At 67.7% G+C, this 19,103-nt stretch carries 23 protein-coding genes and 1 pseudogene; 8 read left to right on the forward strand and 16 right to left on the reverse strand.

The window, feature by feature from the left end; all coding sequences use genetic code 11:
- Positions 1-2 precede the first annotated feature (2 nt).
- Both OG394_RS35250 and OG394_RS35255 read left to right on the forward strand, forming a co-directional pair.
- Positions 3-833, forward strand: a complete 831-nt coding sequence (locus OG394_RS35250; RefSeq protein ID WP_328991555.1) for a Gfo/Idh/MocA family oxidoreductase — start codon at positions 3-5, stop codon at positions 831-833.
- An 80-nt stretch (positions 834-913) separates the two neighbouring features.
- Entirely contained in the window at positions 914-1,069 is a 156-nt protein-coding gene (locus OG394_RS35255) for a hypothetical protein (protein ID WP_328991556.1), read from the forward strand.
- A gap of 7 nt (positions 1,070-1,076) precedes the next feature.
- Here OG394_RS35255 and OG394_RS35260 read toward each other — a convergent pair whose 3' ends face one another.
- Entirely contained in the window at positions 1,077-2,741 is a 1,665-nt protein-coding gene (locus tag OG394_RS35260) for a fumarate hydratase (RefSeq protein WP_328991557.1), read from the reverse strand.
- A gap of 103 nt (positions 2,742-2,844) precedes the next feature.
- Here OG394_RS35260 and OG394_RS35265 point away from each other — a divergent pair, with 103 nt between their 5' ends.
- Positions 2,845-3,513, forward strand: a complete 669-nt coding sequence (locus OG394_RS35265) for a DUF1707 SHOCT-like domain-containing protein (RefSeq protein WP_328991558.1) — start codon at positions 2,845-2,847, stop codon at positions 3,511-3,513.
- Here the strand turns inward: OG394_RS35265 and OG394_RS35270 are convergent.
- From OG394_RS35270 to glpX, 5 genes are all read right to left on the reverse strand, one after another.
- Complete coding sequence (locus tag OG394_RS35270; protein WP_328991559.1) at positions 3,506-3,982, reverse strand: hypothetical protein; 477 nt, start codon at positions 3,980-3,982, stop codon at positions 3,506-3,508. The two genes, OG394_RS35265 and OG394_RS35270, sit on opposite strands and share 8 nt — an antisense overlap.
- 64 nt (positions 3,983-4,046) lie before the next feature.
- Positions 4,047-4,502, reverse strand: a complete 456-nt coding sequence (locus OG394_RS35275) for a hypothetical protein (RefSeq protein WP_328991560.1) — start codon at positions 4,500-4,502, stop codon at positions 4,047-4,049.
- Between the two features lie 64 nt (positions 4,503-4,566).
- Positions 4,567-5,022, reverse strand: a complete 456-nt coding sequence (locus OG394_RS35280; RefSeq protein WP_328991561.1) for a hypothetical protein — start codon at positions 5,020-5,022, stop codon at positions 4,567-4,569.
- Complete coding sequence (locus tag OG394_RS35285) at positions 5,019-5,936, reverse strand: carbohydrate kinase family protein (protein ID WP_328991562.1); 918 nt, start codon at positions 5,934-5,936, stop codon at positions 5,019-5,021. Before OG394_RS35285 ends, OG394_RS35280 begins: the two co-directional genes overlap by 4 nt.
- Positions 5,936-6,970: a class II fructose-bisphosphatase gene (gene glpX, locus OG394_RS35290; protein WP_328991563.1), complete on the reverse strand. Its 1,035-nt coding sequence runs from the start codon at positions 6,968-6,970 to the stop codon at positions 5,936-5,938. Before glpX ends, OG394_RS35285 begins: the two co-directional genes overlap by 1 nt.
- A gap of 71 nt (positions 6,971-7,041) precedes the next feature.
- Between glpX and OG394_RS35295 the strand changes: the two genes are divergently transcribed.
- A complete protein-coding gene (locus tag OG394_RS35295) occupies positions 7,042-7,626 on the forward strand; it encodes a DUF4245 domain-containing protein (protein WP_328991564.1) in 585 nt (194 codons plus the stop codon).
- A 22-nt stretch (positions 7,627-7,648) separates the two neighbouring features.
- Here the strand turns inward: OG394_RS35295 and OG394_RS35300 are convergent, their stop codons facing one another.
- Complete coding sequence (locus OG394_RS35300; protein ID WP_328991565.1) at positions 7,649-7,957, reverse strand: DMT family transporter; 309 nt, start codon at positions 7,955-7,957, stop codon at positions 7,649-7,651.
- Between the two features lie 15 nt (positions 7,958-7,972).
- Positions 7,973-8,611, reverse strand: coding sequence for a flavodoxin family protein (locus tag OG394_RS35305; RefSeq protein WP_328991566.1), 639 nt, complete (start codon positions 8,609-8,611; stop codon positions 7,973-7,975).
- Positions 8,612-8,752: 141 nt separating this feature from the next.
- Between OG394_RS35305 and OG394_RS35310 the strand changes: the two genes are divergently transcribed.
- Positions 8,753-9,328, forward strand: a complete 576-nt coding sequence (locus OG394_RS35310; RefSeq protein ID WP_328991567.1) for a TetR/AcrR family transcriptional regulator — start codon at positions 8,753-8,755, stop codon at positions 9,326-9,328.
- Between the two features lie 129 nt (positions 9,329-9,457).
- Here OG394_RS35310 and OG394_RS35315 read toward each other — a convergent pair.
- The 3 genes and pseudogenes from OG394_RS35315 to OG394_RS35325 form a co-directional block, all read right to left on the reverse strand.
- Positions 9,458-9,658, reverse strand: a pseudogene (locus OG394_RS35315) (exodeoxyribonuclease VII small subunit); the annotation flags it as partial.
- A gap of 119 nt (positions 9,659-9,777) precedes the next feature.
- Positions 9,778-11,001, reverse strand: a complete 1,224-nt coding sequence (gene xseA / locus OG394_RS35320) for an exodeoxyribonuclease VII large subunit (protein ID WP_328991568.1) — start codon at positions 10,999-11,001, stop codon at positions 9,778-9,780.
- Positions 11,002-11,431: 430 nt separating this feature from the next.
- Positions 11,432-12,106 (reverse strand): TetR/AcrR family transcriptional regulator, encoded by a 675-nt coding sequence (locus OG394_RS35325; RefSeq protein ID WP_328991569.1) that lies wholly within the window; start codon positions 12,104-12,106, stop codon positions 11,432-11,434.
- 71 nt (positions 12,107-12,177) lie between these two features.
- Here OG394_RS35325 and OG394_RS35330 point away from each other — a divergent pair, with 71 nt between their 5' ends.
- The gene (locus OG394_RS35330) at positions 12,178-12,765 is read left to right on the forward strand and encodes a dihydrofolate reductase family protein (protein WP_328991570.1); all 588 of its coding nucleotides are present in this window, start codon (positions 12,178-12,180) and stop codon (positions 12,763-12,765) included.
- Between the two features lie 329 nt (positions 12,766-13,094).
- Positions 13,095-14,129 (forward strand): 4-hydroxy-3-methylbut-2-enyl diphosphate reductase, encoded by a 1,035-nt coding sequence (locus tag OG394_RS35335; protein WP_328991571.1) that lies wholly within the window; start codon positions 13,095-13,097, stop codon positions 14,127-14,129.
- 403 nt (positions 14,130-14,532) lie between these two features.
- Here OG394_RS35335 and OG394_RS35340 read toward each other — a convergent pair whose 3' ends face one another.
- The gene (locus OG394_RS35340; protein ID WP_328991572.1) at positions 14,533-15,174 is read right to left on the reverse strand and encodes a hypothetical protein; all 642 of its coding nucleotides are present in this window, start codon (positions 15,172-15,174) and stop codon (positions 14,533-14,535) included.
- Positions 15,171-15,701, reverse strand: a complete 531-nt coding sequence (locus OG394_RS35345) for a SigE family RNA polymerase sigma factor (protein WP_328991574.1) — start codon at positions 15,699-15,701, stop codon at positions 15,171-15,173. The genes OG394_RS35340 and OG394_RS35345 overlap by 4 nt, the downstream gene beginning before the upstream one ends.
- A 645-nt stretch (positions 15,702-16,346) precedes the next feature.
- Here OG394_RS35345 and OG394_RS35350 point away from each other — a divergent pair.
- A complete protein-coding gene (locus tag OG394_RS35350) occupies positions 16,347-16,730 on the forward strand; it encodes a hypothetical protein (RefSeq protein ID WP_328991575.1) in 384 nt (127 codons plus the stop codon).
- Between the two features lie 190 nt (positions 16,731-16,920).
- Here the strand turns inward: OG394_RS35350 and OG394_RS35355 are convergent, their stop codons facing one another.
- From OG394_RS35355 to rmuC, 3 genes are read right to left on the reverse strand one after another with little or no spacing between them, the layout of a single operon-like run.
- Positions 16,921-17,361: an SRPBCC domain-containing protein gene (locus tag OG394_RS35355; protein ID WP_328991576.1), complete on the reverse strand. Its 441-nt coding sequence runs from the start codon at positions 17,359-17,361 to the stop codon at positions 16,921-16,923.
- The gene (locus OG394_RS35360; protein WP_328991578.1) at positions 17,358-17,705 is read right to left on the reverse strand and encodes an ArsR/SmtB family transcription factor; all 348 of its coding nucleotides are present in this window, start codon (positions 17,703-17,705) and stop codon (positions 17,358-17,360) included. The genes OG394_RS35355 and OG394_RS35360 overlap by 4 nt, the downstream gene beginning before the upstream one ends.
- A gap of 16 nt (positions 17,706-17,721) precedes the next feature.
- Positions 17,722-18,966: a DNA recombination protein RmuC gene (rmuC, locus tag OG394_RS35365; protein WP_328991579.1), complete on the reverse strand. Its 1,245-nt coding sequence runs from the start codon at positions 18,964-18,966 to the stop codon at positions 17,722-17,724.
- Positions 18,967-19,103: the final 137 nt, after the last annotated feature.

Raw genomic sequence — 19,103 nt, forward strand, 5'->3', positions numbered from 1 at the left:
AAGTGCGCATCGGGATCATCGGCACGGAGAACTCCCATGCCGACCACATCATCGATTACCTGAACGTCGAAGGCCGCTTTGGCGAGACTCGCGTGGTCGCGCTGAGCGGAGGCGAGAGCGAGCGCAACCAAAAGCTCCGCGCGTTGGGGCAGCTCGAGCGGCTTGTCGACGAGCCGACGGAGCTGCTGGATCTTGTCGACGCCGTCATCATCACGGATCGCCACGGCGCCCTGCACCGGGCGCACGCCGTACCGTTCCTGGCCGCCGGTCTGCCGGTGTTCGTGGACAAACCGCTGGCCTGCAACGAGACCGACGCGCGGGCGATCATCGCGGCGGCTCGCGAGTACGACGCGCCGTTGACGTCGTCCTCGGCCGTGCGCTGGGTGCCGGACACGGACTTCTTGGCGACGGCGTCGGTTGGGCCCGTTCAGGTGGTGACCACGACCGGCCCGGCGGATCCGGCCAGCGAGTACGCCGGGATCTACTTCTACGGCATCCACTCGGTCGACGTCGCCCTTCGGCTGGCACCCGGCGAGCTCGGCGACGTACGCGTCGAGCGGACCGCCGACACGATCGTGGCCACCGTCGAAGCCGGTCCGACTCGCGTCGTGGTGAACCTGGTGCTGCCCGGAGCCGACGGCCAGGTCCCGTTCCACGGAATGGTCGTCGGCCGGCACGGCATCGCCGCCCGCGAGCTCACCCTCGGCCCGTCGTACGTCGAACCGGGGCTGAGGGCGTTCCTCGAGATGGCCCACACGCGGCGCCCACCGATCTCGTACGACGATCTGGTCCGTCCCATCCAGCTGCTCGACGCCATCGCCGCGAATATCTAGCGCTCGCCGTAGAGACACGGGTCGGTCACAGCTGGTGGCGGCCCTGTTCCTATCGTCCGGACCGGATCTACATTCGAAGTATGTACACAATCGAACTTGATGATGAGGAGCTGCGGTTACTGCGATCCGCCGTTGGGTCGTACCTCCAGGCCTTTGGACATGACGAGGCCGACGTCCTGCGTGCCGCCAAGTCGCTCTTGGCCAAGATGCCCGACCCGATGAGCGCCGCCAGCTGACTCTTCGCTAGCTGCGTGGCCGGACCGTCAGCGGGACGGGCTTGGCGGTGGAGGTGAAGAAGTCGTTGCCCTTGTCGTCGACAACGACGAAGGCCGGGAAGTCCTCGACCTCGATCTTCCAGACGGCCTCCATGCCGAGCTCTGCGTACTCCAGCACGTCGACCGATTTGATGCAGTCCTGCGCCAGCCGGGCCGCGGGACCACCGATCGAGCCCAGGTAGAACCCGCCGTGTGCCTTGCAGGCCTGCGTGACCTGGGCCGAACGGTTGCCCTTGGCAAGCATCACCATCGAACCACCGGCCGCCTGGAACTGGTCGACGTACGCGTCCATCCGGCCGGCCGTGGTCGGCCCGAACGAGCCGGACGCGTAACCCTCCGGAGTCTTGGCCGGCCCCGCGTAATAGACCGCGTGGTCCTTCAGGTACGACGGCATCGGCTCGCCCGCGTCGAGGCGTTCCTTGATCTTGGCGTGCGCGATATCGCGAGCGACGACGAGTGGCCCGGTCAGGGACAGCCGGGTCTTGACCGGCAGCTTCGACAGCTCGGACCGGATCTCGCTCATCGGGCGGTTCAGGTCGATCCGGACCACCTCGTCGGACTCGGCCAGGTGCTCGTCGGTGGTGTCGGGCAGGAACCGGGCCGGATCGCGCTCGAGCTGTTCGAGGAAGACGCCTTCGGGCGTGATCTTCGCGAGCGCCTGGCGGTCGGCCGAGCAGGAGACTGCGATCGCGACGGGCAGCGATGCGCCGTGCCGGGGGAGACGGATGACGCGGACGTCGTGGCAGAAGTACTTGCCGCCGAACTGGGCCCCGATCCCGAACTGCTGAGTCAGCTCGAAGACCTGCTTCTCCAGCTCGTGGTCGCGGAACCCATGCCCGACGGGCGAGCCGGTCGACGGCAGCGCGTCCAGGTAGTGCGCCGACGCGTACTTGGCGGTCTTCAGCGCGAACTCCGCGGACGTCCCACCGACCACGATCGCCAGGTGGTACGGCGGGCACGCGGCCGTGCCGAGCGAGCGGATCTTCTCGTCGAGGAACTTCATCATCCCGGCCGGGTTGAGCACGGCCTTGGTCTCCTGGAAGAGGAACGACTTGTTCGCTGAACCGCCGCCCTTGGCCATGAAGAGCAGCTTGTACGCCGGGTCCTTAGTGCCTGGCGTCGAGTAGAGCTCGATCTGCGCGGGGAGGTTGGAGCCGGTGTTCTTCTCGTCCCACATGTTCAGCGGGGCCATCTGCGAGTAGCGCAGGTTCAACTTGGTGTACGCGTCGTACACACCGCGGCTGATCCACTCCTCGTCGACCGCGCCGGTGAGCACGCCCTCGGACTTCTTGCCCATCACGATCGCCGTACCGGTGTCCTGGCACATCGGCAGCACGCCACCGGCAGAGATGTTCGCGTTCTTCAGCAGGTCGAGCGCGACGAACCGGTCGTTACCGCTGGCTTCGGGGTCGTCGATGATCCGCCGCAGCTGAGCCAAGTGCGCCGAGCGGAGGTAGTGCGAGATGTCGTGCATCGCCTCGGCGGTGAGGTCCCGCAGCACCGACGGCTCCACCTGGAGGAACGTCCTGCCGTTGGCGGTGAACGTGCTGACGCCCTCGGTCGTGAGGAGCCGGTACTCCGTGTCATCGGCCCCCAATGGGAGCAGGTCGGAGTAGTTGAAGTCGGCGGACACCGGGCATACCTCCAGCAGACTGGTTCTCTCAGGGTTGCCACCAGGGTAGAGCCGGGGAGATATCTCATCCACGACGGGCCTGTTATGGACGTAAAGTCGTGCCGTGGACCCAGACAAGCTCCCGGAACCGACCGACGATCCCGCCCTGCGCCGCCGGGTGTCCGACCTCGAACGCGAAGAGGTCGCCGACGTCGTCCGCGAGGCCGCCAGTGAAGGCCGTCTGACCTTCACCGAGATGGAGGAGCGGCTCGAGTCGGTCTATGCGTCGCGAACGTACGGCGAGCTGGTCGAGGTGACGGCGGATCTGCCGGGCGGGCCGTCTGCATCTGTGTCGGCCTGGTCTGAGTCGCCCTCGTCGGGGGTGGTCGCGTCGGCGCCGTCGGGGTATGTCGAGCAGTCGAACCCGACCATCAACGTCTTCCTGTCCGACCATAAGCGCACCGGGAACTGGCTCGCGCCACAGCGCCAGGACGTGCACGCGGTGCTCGGTGACGTCACGCTCGACTACACCGAGGCCCAGGTGCCGTACGAGGAGATCTTCCTCGACATCAAGTCGATCCTCGCCGACGTGAAGATCCGCGTCCCGCAGAACGCGATCGTGCACCTCGACGGCCAGCCCATCCTCGGCTCGGTTACCGAACAAGGCAGCTACGACCCCAACGCCCAGACCGCCGGCAAGCCCAAGGTCTTCCACATCAAGGGCACCGCCATCCTCGGCGAGATCAAGGTCAAACGAGGCCCACGCCTCAGCAAACGCCTCGGCCTCACCTGACCCTGGCGCGCTCCAGCACCGTTTGCAACCACCATGCGAGCGCATGGGGGTCAGCGGTGTGCTCAGCGTCGATCCGCAATGGCCAGCGGTCGGTTCGCAGCCTGACCGGCCCACCGAGACGGTGATCGATTCGGCGGACCTGGCTCCAGCTGACACTCCGCCGACCCTTTTGGACACCGTGCCGGCTGATCGTGACGGCCGGGAGACGCCGGATCATCTTCCTGAGCGGAACCAGCGCGAATAACGGGGCCCAGACGAGAAGAAGAAACAGACAGCTGATCACCCAGAAGTTCCAGTGCCAGGTCCACGTCCACGTCGAGAAGTCGGTGACCTCGATGATGAGTAGGAACGCCTGCATTCCGGCCAAAAGGACAATCGAGGCGAGCGGCAAGATCTGGCTACGCGGTCGCAACGGCAGCACGACTTGTCCGTCGCGGTTGAACTCGGCTTCCCATACGTCGGGTGTCATCCCCAGCCCCCCATTCGCTCGGCCGCGATCGGCGGCGCGGATGCACGTAATCCCAGCCGTGGTCTCACTTGATCTTGTACCGCTCGACCAGCGATTGCAGCCAGTAGGCGAGCCCACTGGCGTTGTCCGTGTGCTTCCCGTCGATGCGCAGCGGCTTGTCGTCGGTGGTCAGCACCACCGCACCGCCCATCTTGAACTCGACAAGGCCAACCTGGTTCCAGGTGACATTCTGGTCGCCCTTGGCGATGCCGCGACGGTCGATCGTGACCACTGGCTTCCGCCGGACCAAGGTCGACACCACCACGATCAAGGACGACCCGAAGACCGCGAACAGGATGACATTCGCGTACTCCCAGAGACCCCAGTCGCGCCCATCGCGGATCGCAGCCAGGGTCCGCGAGCCGTTCGTGAAGGTCAGGAAGCCGGCGAGCAGCAGATGCACGACGTAAGCGCGTCGCCGAGGCAGTAGGACGACTCGGCTATCGCGTTCGAACTCGGCTTCCCAAACCTCGGGCGTCATTCCCGGACCTCCAGGTGTTGGGCAGCGGTCGATGGACCGGCGCGGTACAAGTGTCGCAGCGGCCTCACCTGATCCGCTTCCGCTCTACCAGTGACCGCAGCCAGGCAGTGAGCGCGTCCGGCTCCGCAACGTGCATCTTGCCGATCCGAATCGGCTTCCCGTCGGAGACCAGTGTCGCGCTGGCACCGAGTTGGCGCTCCACGGTGTGAACGTCGACCCAGCTGACGCTCCGCCGCCCGCTGCGCACACCAGTAGCGTCGATCGTCACCGCCGGCACGCGCCTAAAGACACACCAGCCCATCACAAGCAGCGCTGATCCGACGAGTATGAGCACCGCGATGTCGAAGGAGCCGCCCATTCCCCAGGCGCTTTCGCTGCGGATAGTGCTGATGAGGTCCATCGTCTTGGCGACGCAGAGAAGGCCAAGAATGCACAGGGGAAAGATGAAGGGGCGTCGCCTGAGTGGCAGCACCGCCTTGCCCTCCCGCTCCAACTCCGCCGCCCAGATCTCGGGCGTCATCCCCAAGTCTCCGTGTGCTCGGCCGCCGTCGGCGGGTCGGCGCCATGCCGGGTGCAAGTGATCGCGGCGGCCTTGACCGCGTAGTCGATCACTGCCGCCAGCGTCGTCTCGTCGAGCCCTTCGAGCCGCTGCTCGCCGAGCAGATCCTTCGCGTGCAGCCCGGCGATGAGCGCCGACATGAACGAGTCGCCCGCACCAACCGTGTCGACCACGTCGATCTTCGGCGCCTCCACCTGAACCCGAGCCGTCCGGCTCACCCCGATCGCGCCCGCGCCGCCAAGCGTGATCACCACACACCGCGTCCGATCAACGGCCAGCAGCTCGGCCGCCACTTCATCCGGCTTGAGGCCGGGCCGGAGGAACTCGCAGTCCTCATCACTCAACTTGACCAAATCAGCCTGCGCGGCGAGCGCTTTCACCGCCGCCCAGGTCTGGTCGGGATCGGGCGTGATCGTCGGACGCGCGTTTGGATCGAGGGTCACTGTGACGGGTTGATCCGCCAGCTCCGCGAGGAAGGCCCGGATCGCCGTGGCACCGGGCTCGAGCACGGTCGCGATCGACCCGGTGTGTACGGCCGGGCAGTCAACAGGCAAGACGAGGGCCGGAGGCTCCCAGTGGATGTCGAACTCGTACGACGCGACGCCCTCGGTATCGAGCGTGGCCGTCGCCGTGCTGGTCGGAAAGCCCGGCTCGACCGTATGCCCGGACAACCCGACGCCATTGCCGGTCAGATGGTCCGCCACCTGTACGCCGTACGGGTCGGTGCCAATGCGTGTGACCAGCTCGGTCGGCACGCCCAACCGGGCGAGGCCGACCGCGACGTTCGCGGGGGAGCCGCCGGGCGTGGCCTGACCTTGCACGATGTCGACCAGAGCCTCACCGACGACCAGCACAGGCGGGATCAGTGCTGCCATCAGCGCGCGTGCTCGAAGTCGATCGCGGAGTAGGCGCGCAGCTTGGACAGCTGGTGCTCGCTGTCGATGCTGCGGATCGTGCCGCTACGGGAGCGCATCACCAGCGAGTGGGTCCGGGCGATCGAGCCGCGGTAGCGCACGCCGCGCAGCAGCTCGCCATCGGTGATACCGGTGGCGACGAAGAAGCAGTCGTCACCGCTGACCAGGTCGTCGGTGGTGAGCACCCGGTCCAGGTCGTGCCCGGCGTCGATCGCCTTCTGCCGCTCGTCGTCGTCGCGCGGCCAGAGCCGGCCCTGGATCAAGCCGCCCATGCACTTCATCGCGCAGGCCGAGATGATGCCCTCCGGCGTACCCCCGATGCCGATCAGCATGTCGATACCGGTATCCGGCCGGGCCGCCTCGACCGCACCCGCGACATCGCCGTCACTGATGAACTTGATCCGCGCGCCGGTGGCCCGGATCTGGGCGGCCAGGTCGTCGTGCCGCGGGCGGTCGAGCAGGACCACGGTGACGTCGTCGACGGACGAGTTCTTCGCCTTGGCGACGCGCTTGATGTTCTCCGCGACGGGCAGGCGGATGTCCACCACGTCGGCCGCCTCGGGACCGACGGCCAGCTTCTCCATGTAGAAGACGGCAGACGGGTCGTACATCGTGTGGCGCGGCGCGACCGCCATCACCGCGATGCCATTGGCCATGCCTTTCGCCACCAGCGTCGTACCGTCGACGGGGTCGACCGCGACGTCACACTCGGCGCCGTCGCCCGAGCCGACCTCTTCGCCGTTGTAGAGCATCGGGGCGTTGTCCTTCTCGCCCTCGCCGATCACGACGACGCCGCGCATCCCGACGGTGCCGATCAGGGTTCGCATCGCGTTGACCGCGGCGCCGTCGGCGCCGTTCTTGTCGCCGCGGCCGACCCAGCGGCCGGCCGCCATCGCGGCGGCCTCGGTGACCCGGACCAACTCGAGGGCCAGGTTGCGGTCGGGGGCATGCTCATCGACCTCGAGATGGGCAGGAGGCGTGGTGGGGTCGCTCATGCCGGGATCGTAACGAACGCCACCGACAGCCCCCGCGCTTTGGCCAAACGGGGACGAGAGAGACTTGTCTCATGACCAGTACCGACAACGAAGCCGCGCGGGTCCGGGCCGAGGCCCTCGCCGCGCGAGCGCAGTCCAAGGCGGACCGGGCGAAGTTCCGCACGGTCCGGAACATGGTCTGGTCCCTGCTGGCCTGTCTTGCCGTCGTCGGCTTCATCGCCGCGGTGACCTGGCGTCCGCACGAAGAGAAGATCACGGCGGTCGACTACAGCAACCACGTCGCCGAAGGCCGCAAACTCGCGACCTGGCTGAAGGCGCCCGAGCCGATGCCCGCCGGCTGGACGGCGACGAGTGCCCAGCTGCGCGCCCCCGAGAACAGCCCGATCACCTGGCACCTCGGCATCATCACGGACGGCAAGAGGTACGTCGGGCTCGAGCAGTCGGACATGGCCGCGCGCAAATTCCTCAGCGACGAGCTCGGCAAAACCACTGACGATGGCACCTCGACCATCAACGGTGTGACCTGGCAGCGCAAGGCCCTCACCGAGCGGGAGAACGAGCACGCCCTCGTCCTGGCCGGCGCCGGCGTCACCACCATCGTCGTCGGCAACGCCGGCTATCCCGCCCTGGAAACCCTCGCCACCACTCTCCGCTGACGCTCGCCCTTTGTCGGCTTGCTCAGTCGGCGCCGGCCAGGCGGAGGCCGACGACGCCCGCGACGATCAGGCCTACGCAGAGCACGCGGGTGAGCGTGATCGGCTCGTTGAAGTAGACGATGCCGAGGGTGACGACGCCGAGTGAGCCGAGGCCGGTCCAGACGGCGTACGCCGTACCGACGGGCAGGCGATCCAGCGTTTTCGAGAGCAGCACCACCGAGATCACGCCGAAGACCAGGACGCCGGCCGTCGGCCAGAGCCGCGTGAATCCCTCACTGGGCTTGAGGCTCAAGGCGAACGCGATCTCGAACGCGGCCGCCGCGAGCAACATCAACCACGCCATTCGCTAGGCCGCGTCGCTCTCGACTCGAGGTGCTGTCGCGCCGCGAAGATGGCGAAGCGTGACCGTGGCGACTCGCGCGCCAAGGGCCTCCGCCGTACGCAGATCGGTCGCGGGCGGAGCCTGCTCGGCGGACAGATCCGAGTCGGACTGCGCCATCGCGCCGAGCCAGCTGCCCAGGCGGTTCAGGTCCTCGATACTCGCGGTCGACGAGGACCAGCCGGGATAGAGGTCGAGGCCGACCCAGATCATGCCGTGCTGGGCCGCCAGCATGGTGAAGTCGACCAGGCTGTTCAGCTTGTCGCCGGACATCGCCTTCGAATTGGTGAAGCCGGCGGCGATCTTGTCGCGCCAGCCCAGGTCGTCGGCCCAGACCTTGGCGCTGGCCTCCGCGAACGTCTTGAAGACGGCACTCGGACTGCCCATGTACGTCGGTGCGCCGAAGACGATCGCGTCGGCCGCATCGAGTTCTGCCCAGACGTCATCGGTCAGCTCGTCCAGCGGGACCAGCCTGGCCTCGACTTCCAAGCCGGCCTCGACGTTCGAGACGGCGGCGGCGCCACGGGCGACGGCCTGCGCCTGCTTCGCGGTGTGGCCGTAGCCGGAGTGATAGGCGACCGCGATTCGGGCGGTGGTACTGCTCATGTCGGGTTCCTCCTGAGGTCTTAACGGACTACAGTCCGTCTTGTGAACGACCGTACCGGACCACAGTCCGTTTCTCAACGCCCTTCACAGGACCCCTCACAGCGCCCTCCGCAGGGCCCTTCGCAGCGCCGGGATCTGCCGTTGGTCGATGAGGCACGTCCCGAACGCGCCGACGCGCGCCGAAACCGCCTCAAGGTCCTCGAAGCCGCCGACCGCCTCTTCACCCAGTACGGCGTGAAAAACGTGTCGCTGGACGCCATCGCCGCCGAGGCCGGAGTCGGCAAGGGAACGGTCTTCCGCCGCTTCGGCGACCGAGCCGGGCTAGCCGTCGCGCTACTAGACGAACGCGAGCAGGAACTCCAAGCCAAAATGCTGACCGGCCCGCCTCCACTAGGCCCGGGCGCTCCGCCGGCCGAACGCGCCGTCGCCTTCCTGGAGGCCTACCTGGACCTGCTCGACCGCCACGCAGAGCTATTCGCAGACAGCGAAAACGCCTCCGAAGGCGCCCGCTACCGCATCGGCTCCTACCACCTCTGGCACCGCCACCTAGTCCTCCTCATCGAGGAAGCCAAGCCGTCCCTCGACGCCGCCTACACCGCCCACGCCCTCCTGGCCCCCCTGGCCGCCGACCTCCACCAGGCCCTCCGCTCAGACGCCTACGACCTGAACCGCCTAAAAGCCGGCCTCCGCACCCTCACCACAACCGTCCTCACCTAGCCCGTGTGAGTGCGCGTCTGGACCTAGCCCGGACGGTATGAGCGCGCGTCTAGACCTAGCCCGGACGGGTGAGGGTGCCCCTCGGTCGAACCGGCCGACTTGGGCAGGGCAATCGTGGTTCGGTAGGCGCTAGTTGCTGGGTTTTTCGTGGGCGGCTTGGGCCTCGGCGAGGCGTTTGCGGGCGCCGTCGAGCCACTGCTGGCAGGTGGCGGCCAGCTCTTCGCCGCGTTCCCAGAGGGCAAGGGATTCCTCCAGCGTCGTACCCCCTGCTTCGAGCCTGCGCACAACGTCGACCAGCTCCTCGCGGGCCTGCTCGTACGAGAGCTCAGGCCGCGCCGGAGTGCCCGCCGCCGAGCCCGCACCGCTCGCCTTCGAGTCCGCACCGCCTGCCTTCGGGCCAGTGCTGGCTGATCCGGCCTCGGCCGCTGCGTCCGCGCCTGCCTGCTTGCTCACTTGCTCTCCTCGATCGAACTCACCTGGACGTCGAACCGTCCGTCACTGACCCGTGCCTGCAGCGTCTCGCCCGCGCTGACCTGTCCGACCTCCCGAACGGCACTTCCGTCCGCACGCTGAAGCACCGAGTACCCCCGGTCCAACGTGGCCTTCGGCGACAGGGCTCGCACGCTGGCCAACCTGTGGGACAGATCGTCTCCGGCTCGGTCCAGCCGATGTGTCAACGTACGACGGCTCCGCTCCACCAGCGCGACAACCTCATCGGAACGCCGTTGCAGGTCGGACGTCGGCGCCGCGAGCGAAGGTCTGCTCCGGATCGCCGCCAACGCGTGCGCCTCGCGATCCAGCCAGGCGCGGATGGCCCGGTTACCGCGGTCCCGCAGCTGCCGTACGCCATCGAGCTCCTCGCGCACGTCCGGCACGATCCGCTTGGCCGCGTCTGTCGGGGTGGAGGCGCGTAGGTCCGCCACCAGGTCCAGCAGGGGCGAATCCGGCTCGTGCCCGATCGCGCTCACCACCGGCTTCTTGCAGGCCGACACGGCGCGGATCAGGCCCTCGTCCGAGAACGGCAGCAGGTCTTCCAGCGAACCACCGCCGCGCGCGATCACGATCACCTCGACCGAGGCGTCCGCCTCCAGCCGGCGCAACGCGAGCATCACCTCGCCCGCAGCGGACGGCCCCTGAACCGACGCGTACTCCACCCGGAAAGCGACCGCCGGCCATCGGCGCTTCGCGTTCTCCAGGACGTCGCGCTCGGCCGCGGAATCGCGTCCACAAACCAGACCGATCGTGTGCGGCAGGAACGGCAGGGCGCGTTTGCGATGAGCCGCGAACAGGCCCTCCGCCGCGAGCAGCTGTTTGAGCCGCTCGATCCGGGCCAGCAGCTCGCCGATGCCGACATGCCGGATCTCGCTCACGGCCAGCGCGAGAGTGCCACGCCGGGCGAAGAAGTTGGGCTTGGCGTTGACCAGCACCCGCGACCCGTCGGTCACCGGTGGATCGACCGCCTCGAAGATCCGCCGGTTGCAGGTGAAGCGCAGCGAGATATCGGCGTCGGTATCCCGCAGCGTGCCGAACACGGTGCTGGTGCCACGCCCGATCGACACGTCGGTCAGCTGCCCCTCGACCCAGACCGCGCCGAGCTGGTTGATCCAGCTGGCAATACCGTTCGCAATCGTGCGAACGGCTGCTGGTGCGTCCGGTGAGGTCTCCAATGCCACGCCGAGACTCTACGGCGCCCCACCGACATTCCCCGACCACGCCACGACCCCGCCCCCGCCGCGCCCCTCCTCCACCCCGAACCGGCACCCAATCAAGGGACGCGCAATCAAAGGAACACCCGGCCGTCGCCGAGGCGACCGTGGTGCCGTCGCCCGACCCGACCCGATCCGACCCGGTCCGTGGCCACATATACCCGCTACGAGCGGACACGCGCCGTGAGGCGCCGCGTCCGCAGACGACTCGGCCGGGAACTGGGGGGTGGTGGTGGCGATGATCCACAAGGGTTTCCGGGCAGTGCTGGTTGTGTTGATCCTGCTCGGGCCGCCGGCCTGTAGTGGATCTGGAAGCGGGCCGGTATGCGAGGCAACCACGCTGGGTGCCGCAACACCGGCGCCGACCAGTGACGCTGACTGCTGACCTGCGACGCGATCACGACCGCTCCTCCGGGGGCGACCCCGCCCCTGGAGACTGCCCCGCCTGAGACCGCCCCGCCGCCGGGGTCCGTTCCGCTGCCGGGGTCCGGTCTGACGGGTTGGTGGAGTCTGACTGGCCGATGACGTGGCGCACGACGGTTCCGATCAGTTCGTCGATCGGCTCATCGTCGAGGACGTCGGGCAGGGTGAGGTGCTCGACCATCAAGCCGCCGATGGCCAGGTAGAGGACCAGGGCGGTGGTGCGGTCGCCGGGTAGGCCGGCTGCTTGGTGGAGATCGAGATTCTCCTGCAGGTTGGCCCGGACCCGGCGGGTCAATGACTGTTGCAGCTCGGGTCTTCGGGTCGCCTCCAAGCGCAGCTCGAGCAGGGCGAGATAGCCGGTGCGATCCTCGGTCAGGCGGCGCCGCAGGAACCGAATCAGCTTGGTCAGGAACTCCCGGGAAGGCGGCTGGTCCAGATGGGCCGGATCGGGCCCGAGGCGATCGTGGATCCGCAAACTCGCCTGGCCGAGCAGGTCGTCCCGATTCGCGAAGTAGTTCGTCGCCGTTCCGATCGGCACCCCGGCCGCCTCATCGACGGCGCGATACGTCAGACCGCGAGCGCCGTCGCGGGCCAGCACCTCGATCGCCGCGTCCACCAGGGCGACGCGTCGTTCGGGATTGCTCCTCATCGGAACCTCCTTGGGTAACCACTGAGCTCAGAGTACTCTGCTCGTAGTGGTTTACTAAGGAGGCGAGCTTCATGCGAGAACTGACTTACTTCACCGCGTCGACACTCGACGGTTTCGTGGCCGATCCCTCGGGCGGGGATCCAACCGATACGAGCCCGGGCGGGTTCTTCCTCAGTCAGGGTGATCACTCCGAGCCGCTGATCACCGCCTACCCGGAGACGTTGCCGGGCGTCGTCCGGGAGCATCTCGGTCTCGACGCGGAGAACAAGGTTTTCGACACGGTCCTGATGGGCCGCAAGACCTGGGAGCTCGGCGTGCGGATGGGCTCGGCGAATCCCTATCCCCGGTTGCGAACCGTCGTTTTCTCCCGGCAGGGCAGGCAAAGTCCGGAGGTCGAGTTCGTTGCGCGCGATCCAGTGGAGGCCGTGCGAGAGCTCAAGCAGGGCAGCGGTCTGGGCATCTGGTTATGCGGCGGCGGCGGTTTGGCTGAGTCACTGTGGTCCGAGATCGACGTGCTGGTGGTGAAAGTGAATCCGGTGCTGATCGGTGCCGGGATCAAGCTTTTCGATGGCGGCGGGTTCGACATTCGCCGGCTGCACTTGATCGACCATCAGGTGTACGACAGCGGAGTGGCGGTGATGACCTATCGCAAGGCGTGAAAACCCTTTGTCGACAAGGGAATCGGCCTGTCACTCTGGGGTTGTGATCACCTCCTGAGAGGTCGCTCGGACAGGGCGGGCGACCTCTCGTCCATGCCACGGAGTGCTCGGCGGGCGTGACCTCGCTCACGCCTGCCGAGCGTGCTCGCAGCTTGGTCAGCAGCGCAGACCGCAATGTGGGAACGACGCGGACCGCAGTCTGGCAACAGCGTGGACCGCAGTGTGGCAACAGCGTGGACCGCAGTGGCAACAGCGTGGACTGCAGTGCGGCAACAGGGTGGAGTGCAGCGTGGACGACGGATGCGGCGCGGGTTTCACCGCCACGTAGGATGGGGGTCGTGACTGCCCAGCCTGAGACCACCGTTTCGACGACGACCGCGCCTACGGGGAAGCGGGTTCTGCTCGCGGCTCCGCGTGGATACTGCGCCGGCGTCGACCGGGCCGTGGTGGCGGTCGAGAAGGCCCTGGATCTGTACGGTCCGCCGGTCTACGTGCGCAAGGAGATCGTGCACAACAAGCATGTCGTGCAGACACTCGAGCGTCGCGGCGCGATCTTCGTCGAGGAGACCGACGAGGTGCCCGAGGGCGAGACCGTGATCTTCTCCGCCCATGGTGTCGCCCCGGTGGTGCACCAGGAGGCGGCGGCCCGGCAGCTCAAGACGATCGACGCGACCTGCCCGCTGGTGACCAAGGTTCACATCGAGGCGAAGCGGTTCGCGGCCGACGACTTCGACATCCTGCTGATCGGTCACGACGGCCACGAAGAGGTCATCGGGACCAGCGGCGAGGCCCCGGAGCACGTCACGCTCGTCGACGGCCCGGCCGACGTGCCGAATGTGGTGGTGCGCGATCCGGAGAAGGTCGTCTGGCTGTCGCAGACCACCCTGTCGGTCGACGAGACGATGGAGACGGTGCGACGCCTGCGCGAGCGCTTCCCGTCGCTGCAGGACCCGCCCAGCGACGACATCTGCTACGCCACCCAGAACCGGCAGGTCGCAGTCAAGAAGCTCGCGCCGGAGGTCGAGCTGATGCTCGTCGTCGGCTCGCGCAACTCGTCGAACTCGGTCCGCCTGGTCGAGGTCGCCATCGAGCACGGCGCGAACGCCGGCTACCTGGTCGACTACGCCGACGAGATCGACGAAGCCTGGCTCGAGGGCGTTCAGTCGGTCGGCCTGACCAGTGGCGCGAGCGTTCCCGAGGTGCTGGTCCGCGACGTGCTGAGCTGGCTGGCCGAGCGCGGCTACGGCGAGGTGCAAGAGGTCACCACCGCCGAGGAGAGCCTGGTCTTCTCCCTCCCTCGCGAACTCCGCTCCGAACTCAAAGCCCGCGGCCTAGCCACCACCGGCGTCTCCGACCGCGCCTAACCCCAACCGCGCCTGACGGCCTCCACCCTGGGCCGCCTGACGGACCTGACCCAGCCCGCCTGCGGGCGTAAGCGGCACCGCCCAACCCGGGCCGGCCGGCCGCCTCAGGGACCTGCCCCGGCTGCCCGCGGGTGTAATGAGGCGGCCTGAGGGGCCCAACCCGCCCGCCTGATGTACCGAACCCGGGTTTGCCTGCGCGGTCCAATCCGGCCGCCCGATGGACCTGACGCGGCTGTCTGCGTGGGTGAGTCCGCAGCCCGCCGGGCTTAACCCGGCAGCCCGACCGGCCAATCCGGCGGTCTGACGGGCCAATCCGGCGGTCTGACGGGCCAAACCTGGCTGTCCGACGGGTCGACCCGGTTGTCTGTTGGCATTGGGTGGCCGCATGGCGGGGGTGTCCGGTCTAGGGGGCGTGCACGGTGGTTGTTTGGGTTGCGGTGACGGGGTTGTCGTTTGGGCCGCAGAAGGTTGCCTTGTAGGTGATCGTGTAGGTCCCGGGCCTGGCGTAGGTGTGGGCGGGCAGGCTGTAGGTCTGCGATCCGGTGATCTGTTGCTTGGCGCCTTTGCAGATGATGGCGCCGGCGTCCGAGCCGCTGTCCTCTTCGATCTTGTCGCCGAAGTGGTACTCCGTGCCGCCGGTGGCGAAGTTCAGGAATTCGTCCTTCCTGGACAAGGGATTCCCCACCTCGTCCAACGGCAGCATCACCGTGCCGGCCACCTTGATCGTCAGGGTCATCGTGCGCCCGGTCAGCTTTGGCGTCAGTGTCGCGGTCACCCCGATCTTGGGCGGTGCCGGCGTCGGCGTCGAACTCTGTACGGAACTAGGCGGTGGTCCGATCAACGGCGGCTCCGAGCGGATGTCGGTAACGTTGCTTAGGGCAACCACTGCCGCGACCGCGACGGCGGCCGCCACTGCGGACACTCCCGCCGTACGGCGTCGCTTGGCCTTCCGGATTCGGCCGAAGACCGCGTCCCGGGGCGTCGTACTCGGGGGCGGCGGGTCCGCGATCAGCTGCTGGAACCGGTGCTTCAGCTCGTCGGTCATCGGTCAGCCCTCCTGTCGGCGGTCAGTGGCAACGGCTCATCGGTGAGCAGATCGAGTTCGCGCAGTTTCGCCAGACCGCGCGAGATCGTGCTCTTCACCGTGCTGGCCGAACAGCCCATCACCGCGGCGATTTCGGCATCCGGCAGATCCTCGAAGTAGCGCAACACGAGCGCGGCGCGGGTCCGCCGTGGCAGGGTCGCGAGCGCCCGCAGCAGGCGGTCTCGCTCATCCACCGAGCTGTACGCCGAGGAGGTACTCGCCTCCGGGAGCGTCTCGGTCGGAGTCTCGCCCTTCCACTTGCGGCGCCACCATTGCGTACTGGTGTTGACCATCACAGTGCGGGTATAGCTCTCCAGCGCGTTCCCGTCGCGCAGAGATCGCCGGTGGAACCACACCTTGGTCAACGAGGTCTGCACCAGGTCCTCGGCCAGATGCCATTCGCCGGTCAGCAGATAGCCGAACCGCTGCAACGCGCCGAACCGCCCATCCACGAACTCGGCGAACTCCTCATCCAGCCCCGGGTCCATTCCGCTCCCTCTCGGTCACCACACGCTCCTGCCCACAAGCACTCGCTCGGCAATGTTCAGCAGTGTGATGACCCAGAGGGCCCAAAAGGTTGAGCGTGATCCACCCGAAACTCAACCGAGCCACTCACCCACAAGTCGACGACTCCCGCGCGGCCAGCGCGTGAAGCGGTTGGGCCGACGTCCCAGCCCTGGTCGTGTCCGGGGGCCAGCCGTCGCAGTACGTCATCGCTGGGCCGGGAGAGGACCCACCGCGTGGTGAGCGAACTCCACCTGTACTCCGGTCGACGCGTCAGGCTGACCGAACCGGGCGAGACCGGGTACGTGGTGCCGTGACGGTGAGGTCCGCCGAGTACCCGCGTCAGGTCCGTACGTCGTCGCCGACGGCCTCACGGTGCTGCAGGTCGACCACTCAGCAGACACCGGCACGTGCCAAGAACCCAACAGCGAACAGTCGACGGGAGTACGACAACCCGCCGCATTGGATGGTGCTGGATGCGCCACAGATGGCCGTCTTGGGTCTGTGTGCCGGCTGCGCTGGGTGGCCGTACCAGTACTCGAATGGTCTTGTATCACTAGCGATTCCCGTGCACAGTCCTTCAGTAAGGGTCGCGGGCAATGGTGCCCGCGAGGGGGAGGGGAAACACCATGAACGGTTTGCTTCGCCGTGCGCTCGTGACAGGAGTCGGCTCGATCGCGATCGTGGGAGTCGCCGCGCTACCGGCCAACGCGCACTTCTGCTTCAAGACTCACCTGAACGCCATGGCGGCACAGGGAATGGCCGGTTCGTCGAACTGGGTGTCGTTCGGTGATCTGGCAGCTCAGTTCATGCCGGATCTGTGTTCGGCGGGAATCGAGCACCTCGCCACGGCAGCCGGCGTGACGACGTCCACGCTGATCAACACCCACGGCACGATGGCCGGAGGCACGTTGAAGAAGGGCGCGGACGCGGGTACGAAGTCGATCTCGTACCTCAACTTCGAAGCACTCGACGCCGCGGTCCCGGCCGCGGAAGCACTCTGCGCCGGCTGATCTCCAGCAATACGCACGCAGCCCCGGCCCGTTGTCCACGAGCCGGGGCTTTCGTGGCTCAGAACAGAGGGCGAAGACTGGCAGAGCGACGTCCCGGCCGTGGTCGTGTCGGCGCGTGAAGCGGCCGAGATGGCATCGCGGGCGGAGTGTTGGGGAGAACGGCGGAGACGGGCGGCGTGGGTGGGTGGTCTTACGGGGTGAAGCGGGCAAGGACCATGTCCCAGCCGCGGTCGTAGCCCTTACGCGCGCGAGGTCCGTCGGGGCGGCGTTCCCAGCCGGTGTGGGTGAGCTCGACCTCGGTGCCATCGTCGACCTTGGAGAAGCGGACGGTGACCTGGGTCGCCTGGGTCGGATCGCTGCCGGGGTGCCAGGTGAAGCTGACCAGCGACGGCGGGTCCCAATCGGAGACGGTGCCCCAAGTGGCGATCGGACCGTCCTCGCCGTACTCGACGATCTTGCCGCCGACGGCGCCCTCGAACCGCACCTCGCGGGCCGCTTCGGCACCGACCGAGTGCGTGTCGAGCGGCCACCACACGGACATCTCGTCGGTGAATGCCCGAAAGGCCCAATCCGGCGCCGCCGCGACGACTACGGTCTTCACGAGCGGCGCGAGCTGCTGGTTGACGGTCATGGCTGCTCTCCTTCACGAACCCGGCCGGTTTCCGGCCCGGGGGAGGTGCGGCGGACGTGGTCGGCGAACGCGTCCAGGGCGTCGGTCCAGAACTGGTCGAGCCACAACCGCAGACTCTCCAGACCGTCCTGGTCGACGCGGTAGATGTTGCGGGTGCCCTGCGGTTCGTGGTCCACCAGGCCCGCGGCGCCGAGCACCTTCAGGTGTTGCGAGATGGCAGGGCGGCTGACAGCGACGTACTCGGTCAGGTCGGTGACCGAACGAGGTCCACGGCGCAGCGTCTCGAGGATCGCCCGCCGGGTCGGATCCCCGAGCGCGTCCAGCACTGCTTCGTAAGTGGCCACGAACGGTAAGTTGCCACTAACCAATCTGCGTGTCAAGGCCTGGCCAGCCGGTTTCGGGCTCCTCGGCGTCACCCCCAGCCCCTGAATCCGCGTCAGTGAGCGACTGGTTGAGCCAACGGCGGGTGTCGACCTCGCCTTCGGCCGCGAGCAGCTCGGCCGCGGTGATCGGACGGACGGACGCCTCGATCACCTCCATCGCGGCCAGCTCGGACTCCGTGACGTGCAGATCGCGCAGTTTGCGGGCGGTGACGAAGACCCGGCTCTCCAGCGAACCGACGGACCGGTTGTACGCGTCGACGGCCGACGTGAGCGAACGGCCGACCCGGTCGAAGTGCTCGCCCATCACCCCGAGCCGCTCGTACAGCTCGCGGCCGAGTTGGAAGACCTGCTGGGCCGATTCGGTCAGGGCCGACTGGTTCCACGCGTAGGCGGCCGCGCGCAGCGTCGCGATCAACGTCGTCGGGGTGGCGAGGATGACCCGGCGCTCAGCGGCGTACTCCAGAAGGGTGGGCTCGACGTCGAGCGCGGCCGACAGGAACGACTCGCCCGGCACGAACAGGATCACGAACTCGGGTGTCGAGGGCAGCCGGGACCAGTAGGCCTTTGCGGAGAGCTGGTCGACGTGCGTCCGCAAGTGGCGCGCGTGGGCGCGGAGGCGCTCGGCCTGGAACTCCTCATCCTGGCTCTCGGCCGCTTCGAGGAAGGCGGCGAGTGGCACCTTCGAGTCGACGATCAGGCTCTTGCCCTCCGCGAGGCGGACCACCATGTCCGGCCGGAGCAGGCCGTCATCGGTCACGGTCGAGGTCTGCTCGGTGAAATCGCAATGCGCGACCATGCCGGCCAGCTCGACCGTACGGCGCAGGTGCATCTCGCCCCAGCGGCCACGGACCTGGGGTTTTCGCAGCGCCATCGACAGCGAGGCGGTCTCCCGGCGCAGCGCCTCGCCGCTCAGACGCACCTCGTTGACCTGTTGGTGGAGCTGGCTCTGCCAGGCGGCCCGGCTCTGCTCCAGCTGCCGGAGCTGGGCGTGCAGCCGGTCCAGGCTCTCCTTGACGACGGCCTGGCCACCAGCCTGCTCGTTCATCGAGCGTTTCTCCTGGGTGATCTCGAGCAGCCGGTCCTCGGCCGAGTCACGCTCGGCGGTGGTCCGGGCCAGCTCGGCCCCATCCCGCCCGCGAGCCCACAGCACGCCGACTCCCGCCCCGAGCGCGAGCCCGATCAGGAGCACCACGAGCAACATCAGAAACGTCGTACCGGTCATGACACGAATGGTGACGGACGCCACCGACAGTTTCCGGCAACCGGGACAAAACGAGCGAAAACAGGAGTGACCCCGAGCCGGGCTCCCCTCCGGCCGGGGTCACTCGATTCCTCGCCGATAGTTGCCACCAACAACTT

The organism is Kribbella sp. NBC_01245 (assembly GCF_036226525.1).
Taxonomy (GTDB): domain Bacteria; phylum Actinomycetota; class Actinomycetes; order Propionibacteriales; family Kribbellaceae; genus Kribbella.